Genomic DNA, 15,726 nt, shown 5'->3' with positions numbered 1-15,726 from the left:
GGTATAACTATAAGCAAACTGGTGAGGAGGTGAGCTCATATGAACCATAAACTGCTTAAAGCACTGAATAAGCTGTACAAGTATCCTAATTACGATTACGACAGAGAGAGGGAAGTAAGCCTCTACCTGGTGGATACCCTGTCACCTGCCGATCGTGAACTGCTGGTACAGCATTACCATTTTTAATCGGCTGCTCCGCAGTCTCGCTGAGGCGCCGGAAGATGAGACTCCAGGTAAATATGAGAAACGCCTAACCTCCATGAAGCTGGTTAAAGGAACGGCAGGTGTGCGCCGGGGTATCCTGGCAATCACTGGCAACGGTCGGCATCCTGCACAATCAGGTGTTGGAGCTTCAAGCTGATCGTTGGAGCAATAGGGAAGACATTGTAAACGGAGAACTGCAGTTGAACAATACAAGAGGCCGGTCCGACATGGAAATGCCGTGGGCGGGATGGTACGGAGGCCTTGGGGTGGATTGGGACAAGGCGCAGTTGTTATTTGGCGAATGGATACAGCCCTAATATTAAAGCCCCTGCCATTAATGGCAAGGGCTTATTCCCATTCATCCTATCAGTATTTGCAGCATCATAAATCCTACAAATTAATCTGCAAAAGCATCAACTAGAATATATCTTAGTGAATCTGCAAGAATTGTATTTGTTGTTTGAACGGAGAATGTGTCGCCAGGTTTGATTTGATCCTTATTGTATACATCAAAAGAACCGAAATTCGAATCTTGAACATAAAAACGCAAATAGTTTCCTTTGCTTAATGATGATTCCCCCTCGTTGAGGGCCGTCACATTTACATTAATGACGGGTATTCCGGCTTTGTTGATTGTCGTTTGAATAGTGGAGTTTATAGGCCTAACCTTAGTATCGGATTTCCCGAGATGTCCCTCATCACTTACTACTCCCGAAGGCAAGTAGGCCGGATCGAGATTTAAACTTACAAGTCCTTTATTATGATCCCAGGTAGTCTCAATATGGAGTGCTTTAGTGACTACGCTCAATGGAATGAACATGCTTTCTTTGATTAAGGTTGGAATGGTATCCATCTCGGATTTAACATTATTTATTTCAATCTCTTTTGACCCAACTGTCATTTTTATAGTATAGTTCTTCTCTTCTTCCTTTAGATAGTTCTTTCTAGTTATCATAGCGTTTTTTGTCTTAGCATCATAATTTACGTCAGCAGCCAATAAATCAGATATGCTGCGCAATGGAACCATTAAACGATTTTTGTTATCAACATATGGTGCATGAGGAGCTGTGTATGCCACGTAGAACTGATTAATTTTCAACAATACTGGTGATTTAACCGGTGCAGATGGAGTGGATGCTGCATTTGCTATGGTGATCGATGAAAAAGTTGTTATCAGAAGACAAAGCATCATTATCTTTCGTTTGATGAACACATGTATCAACCTTTCAAGATAAAGTAGTAAAGACACCTTATGTGATAACACCAGAGAATATTTCCACGGCATCATAAAAATAAGGTGTCTTTAAATTTATTTACTATAAACTCTAAGTAGTCATAATTATTTTGAAACCTTTATTGTTACATTGTTGCTCGAAATGGTTACATTAGCAAAATCGGTACCGTTAGATACAGGAGTATATGCGCTACTGTCTATGAGAATATTACTCAATATACCTGTAACTTGTCCAGCAGCGTCCCCTTGAGGCACTTTATTAACTACTGTATCCGCAATAGTAGCCAAATACTTCCAACTACTGGTACTACTAACATAAGTGTTTGCTATCTCTGTAACAGCTGTAAGATACGTATTTGTTCCGTTTCCCTCATGATCAGCAAAAAGAGCATAACCTCTTGTGGATAATCTAGTATTATTACCAAGATTTCGATAAATGGTTACATCTACATCTTTACCAGGAACATATCCATTTTTATACCAAATTTCATTATATGGACTTATGCGATTTCCTGGAACAGTATGTCCATCTCCTTCACTTCCCCAATAGTAGTTAATAGTTGGTTGCCACTTATTAACACCATATGCATTTGAAAATACAAGTCCCATATCTGCCTCAATAGTTCTGTTAGAAGTCCCTGACTTGTCCTTTCCTACACCGGAAAAACCGCCATAAATATAGGTTCTGGCTGTAGGTCCAGTAGTAGTGGCAGGGGTACGAATAAGAAAGGTGTTAATGCTGCCATTTTTTTGAACTGTTGCTCGTCCCCCGATCCCACTTGGAATTGTGTCGGAGGCAGCAGCAGTTACTTCACTCTGATTAGATGTTATTTCGTTTTGTGCTAAATATTCTATAGGGTAAGTTATTACGTATTCATCAGCACTTACCGAAGACTTCTCATAAAAATATCCCGTATCTCCCTCTACAAATGTATAGTTAAATGTTTCAGGAATCGAATTTAAATTATTGGTTTGTTGTTTGTTCGATGTTGAATATTCTTCAGATAAATTACGTGCTTTTGATATAAAAGAATCTAGCTTTTCTTGAGCTGGTTTAATTCCTTCGCTTTGAATTTCAATATTGCTTCCTTCAGTTTCTGCGCTTGCTATCGTTGGAACAAGAAGCATTGAACTTAAAACCATTAAACATATGCCTTTCTTCAAAATCATAATATTTCCTCTTTTCTATAAATTCTTCAATTTTTTTATATTTGAAAGCCGGCCAGCTATTCAAAACAAAATGATATGATTGATAGTATAGAGGCTATGTATGACATCAATAGATATCGCTGACATAATATAACATTATATTCCATAAAAAACAATGGGAATTATTCTACTAATTCTATTGCGTCTTTTTGAATCATTCATAATTTCCCACTAGTGAAAAGTCAGCAAAAAGCGGCACATTTAAGTGCCGCCTGCGAATTATGATCTATAAGAGTCATGCGTGGGACGAAACAAATCTTCCTCGGAATCTCTGACCATAGAAAAGTGCTCCACATTGTAGTGCCCATGTAACGTTTTATTGTGATGCCTGATGATTTGTTCTGCACTTAAAACATCAGTGTCCGTTGTAGAATGTCCATCCCCAACCAAGGTGACATCCATATTACTGACCGTAGCAGTCCGGACTGCTGTATCAATGCAGTGCTGAGTTTTACAACCCATAATGACCACATGCCCAATCTGTTGATCTTTCAGGTATTGAAGAAGTCCTGTCCCGTGAAAAGAATTGGTTGCCAGTTTATCAAAGACTTTGGCATCCGCAGACTTATTTATTTCATGGTGCACTTGAAAGCCTGTACCTTCTCCCTCCGCTACATCGAGGTCCCTTACAAACACAACTTCGACACCTGCTTCTTGGGCTCGTTCAATCACTTTATTAATATTCCGGATAAGCTGATCTTTGTTAAATACCGCACTTTCCTGCTCATTTCCATCGATTAACTCTTGCTGCGCGTCGATAATTAATAATACCTGATTCAAATTGATTTTCCCCTTTCAGATGGCGGGGAACGTTAACGGACACGATTAGTTAGACGTTATCCCCATATTGTTTTTTTTGCTGGCATTGTTTTTCATAATATCTACCTCCCAAGAAAAATAGTGTATCCACTTTAGGGTGAATATTTTAGACTTTATTAGTTTACCATATTTTAAACACTGTAGATAAGAAGCCAGGGTACATGTATATTCCCTTTCTCCTGTGTCCAAATCAGGTACCGCAGAAAGTCCGGTAGGGCATGGTGGATTCCTCTGGCAGTGAATTGTAGTCATCCTGATCTGAAGAGTAGGCGTATGGGTTCGCAAGCACACCAAGAAGCCGCTCCAGCACACTGAAGTCCTCTTCTCTCACTGCTGCTTCGAGCGCTTCTTCTACTCGGTGGTTGCGTGGAATTACCGCTGGATTGCTGGCGCGCATTAGCTGCTGCGAGGCGTCTTGCGATTCCTGCTGCCTGCCCAGTCTCGCCTGCCAAAGTTCATACCACCCGGTAAATTCAGGTGTTCCATGCAAAACCGTTTCTTCCGGCTTATTTAAAGTTAAAGCCCGGAAAGTATGGGTATAGTCGGCACGATACTGTTGCATCATTTCAAGCAAGCCTTCGATAAGGGATTCATCCTGCGGTTCTTCATTAAAGATTCCCAGCTTCGCCCTCATTCCTGCGAGCCAATGGCTGAGGAAGATCTCTTGAAAATCTGCAATTGCATCCTCGGCAAGGCTGATCGCCTCGCCCTTGTCTTCATGCAGCAGCGGCAGCAGCGTTTCCGCAAATCTTGCGAGATTCCACACAGCAATCCCCGGCTGATTGCCATAGGCATACCGGCCTTGAAGATCTATCGAGCTGAATACTGTCGCAGGATCATAGACATCCATGAAGGCACAAGGGCCGTAATCAATGGTTTCTCCACTTAGGGCCATGTTGTCGGTATTCATCACTCCATGAATAAAGCCGACCAGCTGCCACTTAGCAATCAGCTCAGCCTGACGTTTGATCACTTCCCGAAGCAGCACAAGATAACGGTTCGGATCAGAATCAGAGTCAGCTTCCGGATAATGTCTTTGCAGCGTGTAATCTGCCAGAGCCTGCAGATCCTTGTCAGTGCCCCATGCGGAGACGTATTGAAAGGTACCAACACGCAGATGACTGGCAGCTACACGGGTCAATATAGCACCCGGCTGCTTGGTCTCGCGGAATATCGGCTCCCCTGTAGTGACTACCGCCAAGCTTCGGGTGGTAGGAATACCAAGCGCATGCATGGCTTCACTGATAATATATTCGCGTAGCATTGGCCCGAGCGCTGCCCGTCCATCGCCTCCGCGGGAGTATGGCGTTCTACCTGCACCCTTAAGCTGAATATCAAACCTCTCGCCTTCTGGTGTAATCTGTTCACCAAGAAGCACAGCCCTGCCGTCACCTAACCTGTTAAAATGTCCGAATTGATGCCCTGCATAAGCTTGGGCAAGTGAATCAGCACCTTCAGGAATTTCGTTGCCTGCAAGCACTGCAGCCCCATCATCGCTACGCAGCGCAGGACCCTTCAACCCAAGAGATGCTGCCAAGGTTTCATTGAAAATCACCAGCTTCGGCAGTCGTACGGAATCCGGTTTGAGCCTTGTATACAGCGATTCGGGAAGAGAAACATAACTGTTGTCGAAATTCCATCCTGCATCTATTTTCTCCGTCATAATATCTCCTTTATCCGAAATTTATTGTTCACAAAGCATTTTCTCTGATCTCATTTAATTCTGCTGGATTAAAAACACCTGCATGATACAGGTTGAAAAATTCCTCCGAAACACTTTGATCAAAAATAATCATGTCATCCGTATTTACGGTGACTCTAATCCCATTATCATATAATTTTCTAATAGGGTGCACGTTATAATCTGCTGCCCTGCAAAGTACAACATTACTTGTCGGGCATATATTAAGCTGAATTTTATGATCACATAACCAATTCATAATGCTTTGCGAGCTGGCAGCAGCTATGCCGTGTTGAACTTGATCGAGCTCAAGTTCTTCTACAGCCTCTTTGACTAATTCAGCTGATCCAAATTCGCCTACATGCGCTTTTAGCAGCAACCCCTTATCTTTCGCTTTTCTGTATACTTTTTTGAAGGAAGGAACAGCAAATTCATCGCCAAACATATCCAACGATTGAAAATAATCCTGAGCGAAATATTGATCTAACTTTTCATTTATCTCATCAATAGGAATATAGGATAAGAATGCAATTTCCGGTACAAAAGTAACATCTGGAGCAACGGCTTGGTGAATCCTTTTTAATGCTTTAACCAAATCCTCAATGGATTGATCATAAAAAGCCTCTTCTCCTATTGAAACACTCATATGAAGCAGCTCTACACCATCCAACTTTGCCTGCATAAATGCGGCTTCGAGTCGTTTTTCATACCCTAATCTTCCCTGAAATAATGGTTTTATGTATTGCGCATTCCATTGATTCATTTCATCCAGATCTTTAAACTTCGGACATTCGGGTATTTTCACCCCGGCCCATTCTTCGATATACTTCTTATTACCGCCTCTTGGAAGATGGTTGTGCAAATCCCCTTTTGGTATTTTTCTCATCTCAGCCAAATTATTACTTTCCAACGCTTTACAAAATCTTTCCTTCATCCTGCACCTCCTGGACATTTGATAGGAAATCCTCTGTAATTCAGCTTATATATAGATTGAACTTAAGGTTTTAGAGTACAGGATCAGTCACAACTACGGTGAATATTTGGACTTCCGGCCGCTGTTGTCTTCAGATTTCTTGATCAATACCGCTATTAGCGGTAGAAATCCGAAGACAAAGGCGGACACTACCGCTCCTCCAGTTCCAAAATCCCCCTCCATTGCTCCTTTTCCTTATCTCAAGTATTTTAGTTCAATTTATACGTCGCTAAAATCCCTTGGATGTAACCGGTCAGCTCTTGTGCCGCTTGCTTATGGGCCAAAACCCCCGGATGGCTTCTTGCACCTATAGTTTCATTCGTCATATTCGGAAGTTGAAATACAGAAACCTTCTTGTCGCCTGTTCTCTTGGCATAACGGTCTACACCACGATGAATCGCCGGCATCATCGGGATGCCCAACATTCCATAGGCCCAGATGATGTGTGCAGTTTTATTATTAGTTCTGAGCTTCAGAAGAAATTTCTCAACAGCCAACTCGAATGCCGCCAAATCCGCTTCATTATAAGTCCCGTCATCATTTAGCCGTTGATTATGAATCTTCCCGCTAACATCATCTTGCCATCCCGGAGAATGAAAAGCACCGTCATCATTGGTTCCGAGATTAACCACTACCACATCCGGCTGCCAAGAATCAAAATCGTTTGCTGAAAAAGCCCCTAACGCTGTATTCTTCGCACCGGCAAGCAGCCCGCACACCTGCTCGTAGGTATCAGGAAGATTGGCATGCGGATTATTATCCCAGCTAGTAAGCACTCCCCACCCGCTTTGCGAAATAACCCGATATTCTGCGTTCAAAGCGTCAGCCGTCATTGCCGTATAATTATGTATTGCGCTGAACCACATCGGGATCCAGTCTTCTTCACTTTTGGCTCCGACGACGCCTTCCCCGGAAGTAATGCTGTCGCCAATAAACTCAAATTTATAGGGCTTAGCTTCAACAGGCACGAATTCCCCATCCGTCTTCACGGCGTGGATTTGCATGTAGCAGCCCGGATCTCCGCTCATAGCCTGCACATCTTTTACAATCCGGACATTCTTCACAGCATTCTCATTCATCCCTCTGAACACACAGACCCAGTACCTTCCGGCGGTTAACATTTGTCTGCTTACAGGTACAGAGTTGATGAGTATACTGATCCAAGGCTCGTACTGATCATATCCGGACTCCACTTCAATCCAGAGCTCCGAAGCCTTTACGTTGAATTCAACTGCACTTCCTGTCCAGAACAAGGTTACCGGGTCCAGGCAGCCTGTTGTTCTGCCATGAACCTTCAAATGTTCGATCCCGGAGCATGGATATGTCTGCAATGCTTCATTTTTGTGCATCAAATTCCCTCCAATTTATGGTTGGTTTTAACCCACAGGAGATCTGTAAACTTCTCTACATCCATTGATACATCATAACAATAGAGGAGATCAGGTTAGTCAGCCCATGCAGGACCCAACCTGGTATAATCGAGCCGGCAGATAACTTCTCGTCCAACAGTCCGATGCTCCAGCCCACAAAGCCTGCAAGAACCATTACAACTACAGAATGAAAAAATCCGGCACTACTGTATAACATAACAGCATGTACGGCACCAAACAATAGAGCCTGGGCACTGTTCCCAATTGCAAATCCGAACTTCGAGCTTAGCCGTTTGCCAATGAATCCGCGGAACAGAATCTCTTCGGACAAACTCGTCTGCACCCATGAATAGATCAACGCCGGAATCAGACCCTTAAGACCTGTTCCGTAAAACTGAGAGCTGGCCAAAGTATCCTTATCCAGCATATAGATTGTAGTAAGCATTCCCAAGCTGGTGAATATAGTCACTGTAAGGATGAAGCATAGGATGAACTGCCTTCTGGAAACCACTTGAGGTTTCTTCCAGCCAATCCACTTTACAAACGAAGATGTCTTTCTGCTTGTAAAGAACCAGTATACATAGGGAATAGAGGTGAATAAGATGAGCTGAAGGACTGCACTGATGAGCAATGACAATGTCAACGGAATAACCTCCTTAAAATAAAGAACAGCCTCACTTTATCATGGACTGCTTCTCTGAAACGGGAGGAGACCGTAACTTGCCCGGTTGATGGAGTAATTGGCATTTGATAGCTACCCGTGCACTGGCAATACCGCCAGCATCATGAACTGCTGATCCTCATATCTGAAAGTGACACTTCCTTGAAGCTGCTGAACGGCATACTCAATACTTTCGATTCCGAACCCTTTGCTGCCTAAGTTCCGCTTGCTGGATAAAAAGGAGCCATGTCCGTCCTCCGTAAGCAGGGATGCGGGATTCTTCAGGGAAATCACCAATAACCCGTCGCTAAAAATCACTTCCAGCTCAATTGAATACGGCCCTGGCTGGGGTAATCTCTGAACCCCTTCAATCGCATTGTCGAGGGCATTGCCAAGGATTATCGCAATATTCACCTCTTTGCCTGCAAGCGACAAGTCCTGAGGAATGCGAAAATGAGATTGCATTGCAACCTTGTTCAGTTCGGCTATGGCGAACTTCTCGTTATAGATCGCATCAATAGCAATGTTTCCAGAAGAGATGAATCTTTCTCCCGGCCTATGCTTCAAAGCAACCTCCGCAACATAAGCTCTGGCTTCTTGTACAGCTCCTGCTTCCAGCAGAGAATGAATGAAGAGCAGAACATGATTCAGATCATGGCGCAAGCGCTTTGCTTCTTGATTCTCTTTCAGTTTACCTGTGTATTCCGTCACTTGCTGCTCCAGCACATGATTATGGAATTCTACCTGCATCCGTCTCATTAACTTATGGTACATAAACATTACAGCAATGTTAATGACAAGAATACCTAACAGGATGATGACAAATTCAAGCGGGATATTGGAAGGCTTGAACCCATTCCCTCTTATATTCACAATAATAATGAGCAAAGAGCCGGCCGAAACAAGATTCAGCACAGCCCAATCCTGATTCGACAGTAACGTTGTGCTGTCAACTTGGAATAGCCGCAACAATAGCAGGCATAACATGATGCTTAGCAAAATAACAACGATGAAACTGAAAGACAGCCATAGGAAATTGGCGTTATCCATTCGCTCGGGATCGAGCGGGATATACTGAACCCCATACCACACCAGCATTTCAATAACAACTGTAAATACCGTATAGAAACTGCTGAAGAACAGCTTTTGCAGCACACTGCCGCGAAAATAAACGGTCGTAATCAAACTATACACTAGGAAGTGAAGGACAACCGAAACAACCGGCGGCAAGCTGGCTGCGGTAAGTGATTTAACCATATAAACGAGAATAAGGCAGCCTACGAATGACTTCTTGCTCCTGTTCAGAATTAGAAATTTCTTTAGAAAAATATAGAATGCAAACCCCTGCGGGGCATAAATAAGGATGAGCATAAACACACCGAGCAAAAAGTAGGGACTATTCTCCTGAATGAAAGACATCTATCTAAGAAGCCTCTTTTCTATAAAGGCATGGTACGACCGTAAAGAATCAGAGCTTCTACTGCGGCTGACAGGAAGTTCCACTCCGTTCTTCAATTGAATAAGCTCTTTACTTAAAGAACGGACATAGAGCCAATTTACAAGGTATCCCGTATGTACGCGACAAAAATCATGCGGCCAGAGCCGTCCCTCCAACTCCCCCAATTTGCCGTAATATGAATAAGTAGCGTTTTCAGTACACAGGACCAATTTTTTTCCCCGTTCTACCGTGATGTACATAATGTCATCTACTTTTAAATTATAGTCTATATGATGGATTGAGAATGACAGCACATTGCTTCTTTGCATGCATTGCTGGACGGCCTTGACTGTCGCGGCCTGCAGTTCATGTTCATCAATGGGTTTCAGCAAATAACGGAACGGATGAACCTCAAAGCTTCTTCTCATATAACTGGTGTGACTGGTGACATAGATGATTAACACCCCGGCATCTTCTAGCCGGATCTTCTCTGCGACTTCTATGCCGTTATACCCGGGCATCTCCATATCCAGATAAACAATATCGTAAGCAGTAGAGCTCATGGCCGTAAGCAGGGATTGACCTAACTCAAAGATCTCAATGGTGCCAGTTATCCCCTGCAGGTTCATCAGCAGCTTCATTAGCAATTCTTCCAATCTTGAGGCCTCTGTCCTCTGATCGTCACAAATGGCAATGTGAAGATTCATAATATGTATCCCTCCAAGTGAACGTATTCTATCATATTATCAAATGGAAAAATATGAAGATCAAGTGTGATAAAAAGCGCAGATAACATTCCTATATAGGAATATCCTGTGCAGGAGGAAGGTGGTCCACACGAAAACATCAGGTGGTTTCTTGATCTCTCAGATCAAACAGCTCCAAGGCAGAGTTTTTGAAAAAATGTTGAAAGAAAGCGGTGTGGATGCATTTAATGGCGCACAAGGAAGGATTTTGTATGTGCTGTGGGAACACGAGAGGCTTACGATTTCCGAGATTGGCCGGCTTACCTCGCTTGCAAATACTTCTTTGACCAGCATGCTTGACAGAATGGAAGAAGGGGGGCTTATTGTTCGAATTCCAGACAACCATAACCGCAGGCAAACTTTCATAACGATTACTGAACAGGCCAAAGCATACCGTGAGGCTTACGATCTCGTATCTGAACAAATGAACACTTTGTTCTATCAGGGATTCACAGAATCAGAAGTTACTGCATTGGAGAAAATGCTGAGCAGAATTGTTGATAATTTGAAATGATGAATTGGAGGAACCCGAAATGGAGCAGCAAACTAAAGACGCTATCATCAAACTAATTGAAAATAGCCGTGATGCCATTGCATGTTCAATTGACAGTGACGGATTTCCAAACGCCAAAAATATGTTCAAGCTCAAACATGAAGGCTTAAAGACCTTCTGGTTCTCGACAAACACGTCTGCAATCCGCACCAGCCAATGGATGCACAACTCCAAATCTTGTATTTACTTTCTCGACGCCGAGGGCTTTCACGGATTGATGCTTACAGGGCATATGAAGGTATTCCTTGATGATGAAACGAAGCAGAAATTCTGGAAAGAAGGCGACGAACAATATTATCCGCTTGGGCCAACTGATCCGGATTATTGCATGCTGTGTTTTACGGCAGAGAAAGGGAACTATTATCATGGGCTGCAGAGGCATTTGTTCAGCGTAGAGGAATTGCAGGAATATAATCCTCATGCCTTATAAGCCGTGCCCGGTACGAAAGTTACGAACCCGTTCCGTATCGGGCAACTATATAGATTGAACTTATAATTCTTCTATTTCGGGATTGGCCGTGACTACAGAGAATATTTGGACTTCCGGCCGCTGTTAGGTTTGGATTTCCTGAATTTAACCGCGATTTGCGGTAGAAACCCAAACAGTTACGTACGACGCATATATGCACGCACGGTGATGGGAGCGAAGATCGCTACGATTACAGCCGCTCCGACGAGGGAGAAGACAAGATCTGTGCCCATCGTCCCCGAGTTGACCAGCTCCCGGACAGCTGTCACCAGATGCGAAATCGGGTTAATATTCACGAACCACTGGAGCCAGTCCGGCATGGTATTGACCGGCACAAAGGCATTGGAAAGAAAGGTGAGCGGGAACAGCACAATCATGGATATCCCCTGCACACTGGAAGCCGTGCGTGCTATTACGCCGAAGAAGGCGAAAATCCAGCTGATCGCCCAGGAACACCCGATCACGAGGAGCGCTGCGATTGCTACATGCCCGATCCCGCCTTCAGGACGAAAGCCCAGAAGATATCCCATGACAAAAGTAAGCACAGTCGCTATGGTGTACCGGACGGTGTCGGCAAGCAAAGCTCCTGCGAGCGGGGCAATCCGCGAGATCGGCAGTGACTTGAACCGGTCAAACACTCCCTTTTCCATATCCTCCCTGAGCTGAACGCCTGTAACTATGGAAGTCGTAATAACGGTCTGTACGAGAATGCCGGGGATGATGACCGGCAAATAATTATGCACATCTCCGGAGATCGCACCGCCAAAGATATAAGTAAACATCAGCGTGAAAATGATAGGCTGAAACGTGACATCAAACAACTGCTCGGGTGTACGCTTGATTTTCAGCAACCCCCGATAGGCCATTGTGAGTGAATTCCGTACCGATTGGCTAAAGCTCGAATGATTTTTCAGCTTTCGTTCGGCACCCGGTTTAATGATTGTACTCATACTGTTGTTCCTCCACTTTGTTCGATTTGCCGGACGCCTGAACCGCGTCCTCCTGTACACCATGGCCCGTGAGCGTCAGAAATACCTCATCCAGCGTTGGTTTCTGCACACTTAATTCGGCTAGCGGGATACCTGCTTCGCGCAGCGCGATCAACAGATCGGTAACCCGGTCGGCGTTGCCCATAGGTGCAGTGATTTTCGCCACTTCCGCCGAAAGACTGGACGGTACCTGAAGCACCTGTTGCACAAGCCGGCGGGCATTCGTGAGATCTTGCGGATTCTGAACCTTTAAATGCAGCGACGAGCTTCCGACAGAGGATTTCAGTTCATCTACGGTGCCCTCGGCAACCACACGGCCATGATCAATAACCGCGATCCGGTCGGCCAGTTGATCAGCCTCTTCAAGGTATTGCGTGGTTAGCAATACGGTTGAACCCGACTTCACCAGCCGCCGGATCGTATCCCACATTTGGTTGCGCGTACGCGGGTCCAAACCAGTCGTGGGTTCATCCAGGAAAATGAGCGGTGGCTGCGCAATCAGACTTGCGGCCAAATCCAGCCTCCGGCGCATACCGCCGGAGAAATTTTTGAGCGGACGTTTCGCCGCTTCGGTGAGTCCGAATTCCTCCAGCAACTCCGCTGCCTTATGACGCGCCTCGGCACGTCCCAGTCCGAGCAAGCGGGAGAATATCACCAGATTCTCTGTCGCACTAAGCGACTCATCGACTGAAGCGTACTGGCCGGTCACCCCGATCAGCTGACGCACAATCTGCGGTTCCTTTACCACATCATGTCCGAAGATCTTCGCCGAACCTGCATCCGGTCTTAGTAAGGTCGCCAGCATTCGGATGGCTGTGGTCTTCCCCGCTCCATTCGGACCCAGCACACCGTAGATCGAACCGGTGCCCACTTTCAGATCCACGCCGTCCACCGCCCGGTTGTCTCCAAAGACTTTGACAAGCCCCTGCGCTTCAATGGCCCAATCGCCGTGGTGTGGTGCTGTTTTCGTTAATTGTTTCATTTGCAATTCCTCCTAAACAACTGAATATATAAGGATGGTAAGCCCCTTATTTAAACTGAATATAAACCTGATATGTATTTCCTCAGTGCTGCTTTATTATAATCCCGCACCTGCTGGATCTTAACGGTCTGTGAGATGATTTAAAGCTCGGCCTCGGGATGGATAAACCAAAAAAGCCGCCCCTCTCGGACCGGCCCATAATCACTTTTTTTAAGGAAGTTTCAACCCTAGTCATTTTCATCCGAATCGCTGAACAGCTCACGCAGAACACTCTTTCTATTTTCGAGAAACCGTCTTGTGATCATGTAATGCATCGTATCTTCATAACGAATTTCCCCAACCGGGTCTTCATCGAAATTCAGAATCTGGGCATCCGGATAACCGAGAAGAATCGGCGAATGTGTAGCTATGATAAACTGGGCTTCATGTTCCAGATCCTTAATTATACGGAGTAAGGCCAATTGCCGTGCTGGCGAAAGAGCCGCCTCCGGTTCGTCGAGTAAATAAATCGCCTTTTTGCCGAAACGATGATTAAAGAGTGCCAGAAACGCCTCACCATGGGATTGCTCGTGCAACGAGCGCCCACCATAATACTGCAAGCTCTGAGGCATAGTATCCAGATGAGAGGCAAAGTGATAAAAGGTCTCTGCCCTAAGAAAAAAGCCGTTTGTAACTTTGGGCAGCCATGATAGGCGAATATGATCTCCCAGAGCTGAGTGGGAAGCATCCACCTCGTAGAGGTTGTTCTTGCTGCCTCCTGCAGTATTAAACCCGCATTGATAGGCCATGGCCTCCAGAAGGGTTGATTTGCCCGAACCGTTTTCTCCCACAAAGAAGGAAACGTTTGATTTGAATTCGATGGTGCTGAGGTTCTTTAGAGCTGTAATGGAAAACGGATAACGGCTATGGTCCATTTCATGTTTCCTCAGAATTTCAAGACTGCGCAAGAACAAGGTACCCTCTCCCCACCATTTTTCTGCAATTGTTCCATCGTTGTTCTTACCATACACCTGCGGAGAATGTTTGATCTTCCGGCCGCTGTAGTCGTAAGAATTTCTTGACTTCGTTCCGCTGTTCGCGGCTAAACGTCTATTCAGTCTCAGTGCGCTGCCGGGACGCCAGCCTCCGAAACTGAATGAAGATAAACAGAGCGGTCAGCATCACGACAATTCCTGAACCGAGGAACCATAGCTGCACGCCGTATTCATCCACCACGGGTCCTGCCAACAGAAGTCCAATCGGTGAAGACAGCATCATAATACTGGTCACGAGTGAAATGACGCGGCCCAGCATCTCCGGCTCGAATGAACGCTGAATCATCGCCATGAAGGGGCCATTGAAGAAGGGTGCGGCACTGCCCATGAAGAACGAGAGAACCGCAAAGATCACAAAAGCATTCGGACCAATCAGGCCGCTGATTACACAGGTCAGGCCGATGACCAGCAGACCCAAGCTCATATAGCTAATATCACTCCATTTGGATGAGAACACCGACAGAAGCAATCCTCCCAAAATCATCCCGATGCTGAACACCGCTTCCACCAAGCTGGCACTATAGCCCCCACGGCCAAAATGAGACAACGTCATATAAGGAAATAGTGTCGCCAGCGGCATAAACGCGATACTGAACACTGCTGTAGCCCCCGTAATCAACACAATGGGTTTTGCTTGAATGAGTGCGCTCCAGCCCAACCGGAATTCGTGGATGAAGGAGGGGGCAACTGTTGCCTGCGCTTTGGGCTGATGAATCTTCACCAGGAACAGCATTAGATTCGCAATCAGCGCCCCGGCCACATCCAGGAGCAATACCGCCCCAAGCGAAGTCGCCGAATATACTGCTATCCCAAGCGCTGGACCCATTACATTCGAGAAAGAGAAGACCATCTGCTGCCAACCCGCGACTCTTGTCAGCTCCTCTTCCGGTGCAATCAACGGAACGGCCGCCTGGAACGCTGGGGCATGAAAGGCCGAAGCCGCCGAACGCAAGCTCAGAATGATATAGACGAAACCGAGTCCCGGCTCCCCCAAAATGAAATAGAACCCTAAGATCAGACTGAAGAGCGCAATTGCGCTATCCGCAATAATCATCGTTAATTTACGGTTCCAGCGGTCCAGCCAGACCCCTACGAAGGGACCTAAGACCGCTTGCGGCAAGAACGCAGCCAATCCGGCAATCATCAAGACTGCAGCTGACCCTGTCGATTCCGTCAAGTGCCAGATCACCGCGAATTGAACCATCGAACTCGTGAGTATAGAGAATATCTGTCCGCTAAAAATAAGCGCGAATGTTTTTTTCCATTGTTTTTGCATAAGGTCATCTCCTTTGATTGAAAACTCAAATAAACTCATTCCCTTAGCATAGGCAGACTGAAACAGGCGCATAACAAATAAACTCATT

At 45.3% G+C, this 15,726-nt stretch carries 18 protein-coding genes; 4 read left to right on the top strand and 14 right to left on the bottom strand.

The window, feature by feature from the left end:
• Positions 1-39 precede the first annotated feature (39 nt).
• Together NYE29_RS23170 and NYE29_RS23165 are read left to right on the top strand one after the other, a co-directional pair.
• Positions 40-186, top strand: coding sequence for a hypothetical protein (locus NYE29_RS23170; RefSeq protein WP_340897690.1), 147 nt, complete (start codon positions 40-42; stop codon positions 184-186).
• Positions 155-361, top strand: a complete 207-nt coding sequence (locus tag NYE29_RS23165) for a hypothetical protein (RefSeq protein ID WP_340897688.1) — start codon at positions 155-157, stop codon at positions 359-361. The genes NYE29_RS23170 and NYE29_RS23165 overlap by 32 nt, the downstream gene beginning before the upstream one ends.
• Before the next feature lie 240 nt (positions 362-601).
• On the opposite strand, the gene NYE29_RS23160 is transcribed toward NYE29_RS23165, so the two are convergent.
• The 10 genes from NYE29_RS23160 to NYE29_RS23115 form a co-directional block, all read right to left on the bottom strand.
• A complete protein-coding gene (locus tag NYE29_RS23160) occupies positions 602-1,417 on the bottom strand; it encodes a copper amine oxidase N-terminal domain-containing protein (RefSeq protein ID WP_340897687.1) in 816 nt (271 codons plus the stop codon).
• 126 nt (positions 1,418-1,543) lie between these two features.
• Positions 1,544-2,608 (bottom strand): YrpD family protein, encoded by a 1,065-nt coding sequence (locus tag NYE29_RS23155; RefSeq protein WP_340897686.1) that lies wholly within the window; start codon positions 2,606-2,608, stop codon positions 1,544-1,546.
• Between the two features lie 258 nt (positions 2,609-2,866).
• Complete coding sequence (locus NYE29_RS23150) at positions 2,867-3,427, bottom strand: cysteine hydrolase family protein (RefSeq protein WP_340897685.1); 561 nt, start codon at positions 3,425-3,427, stop codon at positions 2,867-2,869.
• A 229-nt stretch (positions 3,428-3,656) separates the two neighbouring features.
• Positions 3,657-5,129, bottom strand: a complete 1,473-nt coding sequence (locus tag NYE29_RS23145) for a protein adenylyltransferase SelO (protein ID WP_340897684.1) — start codon at positions 5,127-5,129, stop codon at positions 3,657-3,659.
• A gap of 28 nt (positions 5,130-5,157) precedes the next feature.
• On the bottom strand, positions 5,158-6,081 hold the full coding sequence (locus NYE29_RS23140; RefSeq protein ID WP_076114324.1) for an adenosine deaminase: 924 nt from the start codon (positions 6,079-6,081) through the stop codon (positions 5,158-5,160).
• A 93-nt stretch (positions 6,082-6,174) separates the two neighbouring features.
• On the bottom strand, positions 6,175-6,303 hold the full coding sequence (locus NYE29_RS23135) for a hypothetical protein (RefSeq protein WP_340897683.1): 129 nt from the start codon (positions 6,301-6,303) through the stop codon (positions 6,175-6,177).
• 26 nt (positions 6,304-6,329) lie between these two features.
• A complete protein-coding gene (locus tag NYE29_RS23130) occupies positions 6,330-7,469 on the bottom strand; it encodes an SGNH/GDSL hydrolase family protein (protein ID WP_340897682.1) in 1,140 nt (379 codons plus the stop codon).
• A gap of 55 nt (positions 7,470-7,524) precedes the next feature.
• On the bottom strand, positions 7,525-8,133 hold the full coding sequence (locus tag NYE29_RS23125; RefSeq protein ID WP_340897681.1) for a CPBP family intramembrane glutamic endopeptidase: 609 nt from the start codon (positions 8,131-8,133) through the stop codon (positions 7,525-7,527).
• Between the two features lie 111 nt (positions 8,134-8,244).
• A complete protein-coding gene (locus NYE29_RS23120; protein ID WP_340897680.1) occupies positions 8,245-9,570 on the bottom strand; it encodes an ATP-binding protein in 1,326 nt (441 codons plus the stop codon).
• The gene (locus NYE29_RS23115; RefSeq protein ID WP_340897679.1) at positions 9,571-10,296 is read right to left on the bottom strand and encodes a LytR/AlgR family response regulator transcription factor; all 726 of its coding nucleotides are present in this window, start codon (positions 10,294-10,296) and stop codon (positions 9,571-9,573) included.
• 121 nt (positions 10,297-10,417) lie between these two features.
• Here NYE29_RS23115 and NYE29_RS23110 point away from each other — a divergent pair, with 121 nt between their 5' ends.
• Positions 10,418-10,849 (top strand): MarR family transcriptional regulator, encoded by a 432-nt coding sequence (locus tag NYE29_RS23110; RefSeq protein WP_340897677.1) that lies wholly within the window; start codon positions 10,418-10,420, stop codon positions 10,847-10,849.
• A gap of 19 nt (positions 10,850-10,868) precedes the next feature.
• The gene (locus NYE29_RS23105) at positions 10,869-11,318 is read left to right on the top strand and encodes a pyridoxamine 5'-phosphate oxidase family protein (RefSeq protein WP_076114318.1); all 450 of its coding nucleotides are present in this window, start codon (positions 10,869-10,871) and stop codon (positions 11,316-11,318) included.
• Between the two features lie 176 nt (positions 11,319-11,494).
• On the opposite strand, the gene NYE29_RS23100 is transcribed toward NYE29_RS23105, so the two are convergent.
• From NYE29_RS23100 to NYE29_RS23085, 4 genes are all read right to left on the bottom strand, one after another.
• A complete protein-coding gene (locus NYE29_RS23100; protein ID WP_038593902.1) occupies positions 11,495-12,307 on the bottom strand; it encodes an ABC transporter permease in 813 nt (270 codons plus the stop codon).
• A complete protein-coding gene (locus NYE29_RS23095) occupies positions 12,291-13,328 on the bottom strand; it encodes an ATP-binding cassette domain-containing protein (protein WP_340897674.1) in 1,038 nt (345 codons plus the stop codon). The genes NYE29_RS23100 and NYE29_RS23095 overlap by 17 nt, the downstream gene beginning before the upstream one ends.
• Positions 13,329-13,555: 227 nt before the next feature.
• Positions 13,556-14,281: an AAA family ATPase gene (locus NYE29_RS23090; protein ID WP_340899779.1), complete on the bottom strand. Its 726-nt coding sequence runs from the start codon at positions 14,279-14,281 to the stop codon at positions 13,556-13,558.
• A 136-nt stretch (positions 14,282-14,417) separates the two neighbouring features.
• The gene (locus tag NYE29_RS23085) at positions 14,418-15,638 is read right to left on the bottom strand and encodes an MFS transporter (RefSeq protein ID WP_340897673.1); all 1,221 of its coding nucleotides are present in this window, start codon (positions 15,636-15,638) and stop codon (positions 14,418-14,420) included.
• Positions 15,639-15,726: the final 88 nt, after the last annotated feature.

Source organism: Paenibacillus sp. FSL M7-1046, assembly GCF_038007405.1.
Classification (GTDB): domain Bacteria; phylum Bacillota; class Bacilli; order Paenibacillales; family Paenibacillaceae; genus Paenibacillus_AQ.
The sequence above is the reverse complement of the archived record's forward strand: the minus strand, read 5'-3'. Positions and strand labels throughout refer to the sequence as shown.

What these genes read in the sequence shown, in the direction of transcription:
- NYE29_RS23085 (WP_340897673.1), bottom strand. Translation starts at nt 15,638, where the DNA reads ATGCAAAAACAATGGAAAAAAACATTCGCGCTTATTTTTAGCGGACAG.
- NYE29_RS23145 (WP_340897684.1), bottom strand. Translation starts at nt 5,129, where the DNA reads ATGACGGAGAAAATAGATGCAGGATGGAATTTCGACAACAGTTATGTT.
- NYE29_RS23170 (WP_340897690.1), top strand. Translation starts at nt 40, where the DNA reads ATGAACCATAAACTGCTTAAAGCACTGAATAAGCTGTACAAGTATCCT.
- NYE29_RS23130 (WP_340897682.1), bottom strand. Translation starts at nt 7,469, where the DNA reads ATGCACAAAAATGAAGCATTGCAGACATATCCATGCTCCGGGATCGAA.
- NYE29_RS23155 (WP_340897686.1), bottom strand. Translation starts at nt 2,608, where the DNA reads ATGATTTTGAAGAAAGGCATATGTTTAATGGTTTTAAGTTCAATGCTT.
- NYE29_RS23100 (WP_038593902.1), bottom strand. Translation starts at nt 12,307, where the DNA reads ATGAGTACAATCATTAAACCGGGTGCCGAACGAAAGCTGAAAAATCAT.
- NYE29_RS23120 (WP_340897680.1), bottom strand. Translation starts at nt 9,570, where the DNA reads ATGTCTTTCATTCAGGAGAATAGTCCCTACTTTTTGCTCGGTGTGTTT.
- NYE29_RS23135 (WP_340897683.1), bottom strand. Translation starts at nt 6,303, where the DNA reads ATGGAGGGGGATTTTGGAACTGGAGGAGCGGTAGTGTCCGCCTTTGTC.
- NYE29_RS23105 (WP_076114318.1), top strand. Translation starts at nt 10,869, where the DNA reads ATGGAGCAGCAAACTAAAGACGCTATCATCAAACTAATTGAAAATAGC.
- NYE29_RS23140 (WP_076114324.1), bottom strand. Translation starts at nt 6,081, where the DNA reads ATGAAGGAAAGATTTTGTAAAGCGTTGGAAAGTAATAATTTGGCTGAG.
- NYE29_RS23095 (WP_340897674.1), bottom strand. Translation starts at nt 13,328, where the DNA reads ATGAAACAATTAACGAAAACAGCACCACACCACGGCGATTGGGCCATT.
- NYE29_RS23115 (WP_340897679.1), bottom strand. Translation starts at nt 10,296, where the DNA reads ATGAATCTTCACATTGCCATTTGTGACGATCAGAGGACAGAGGCCTCA.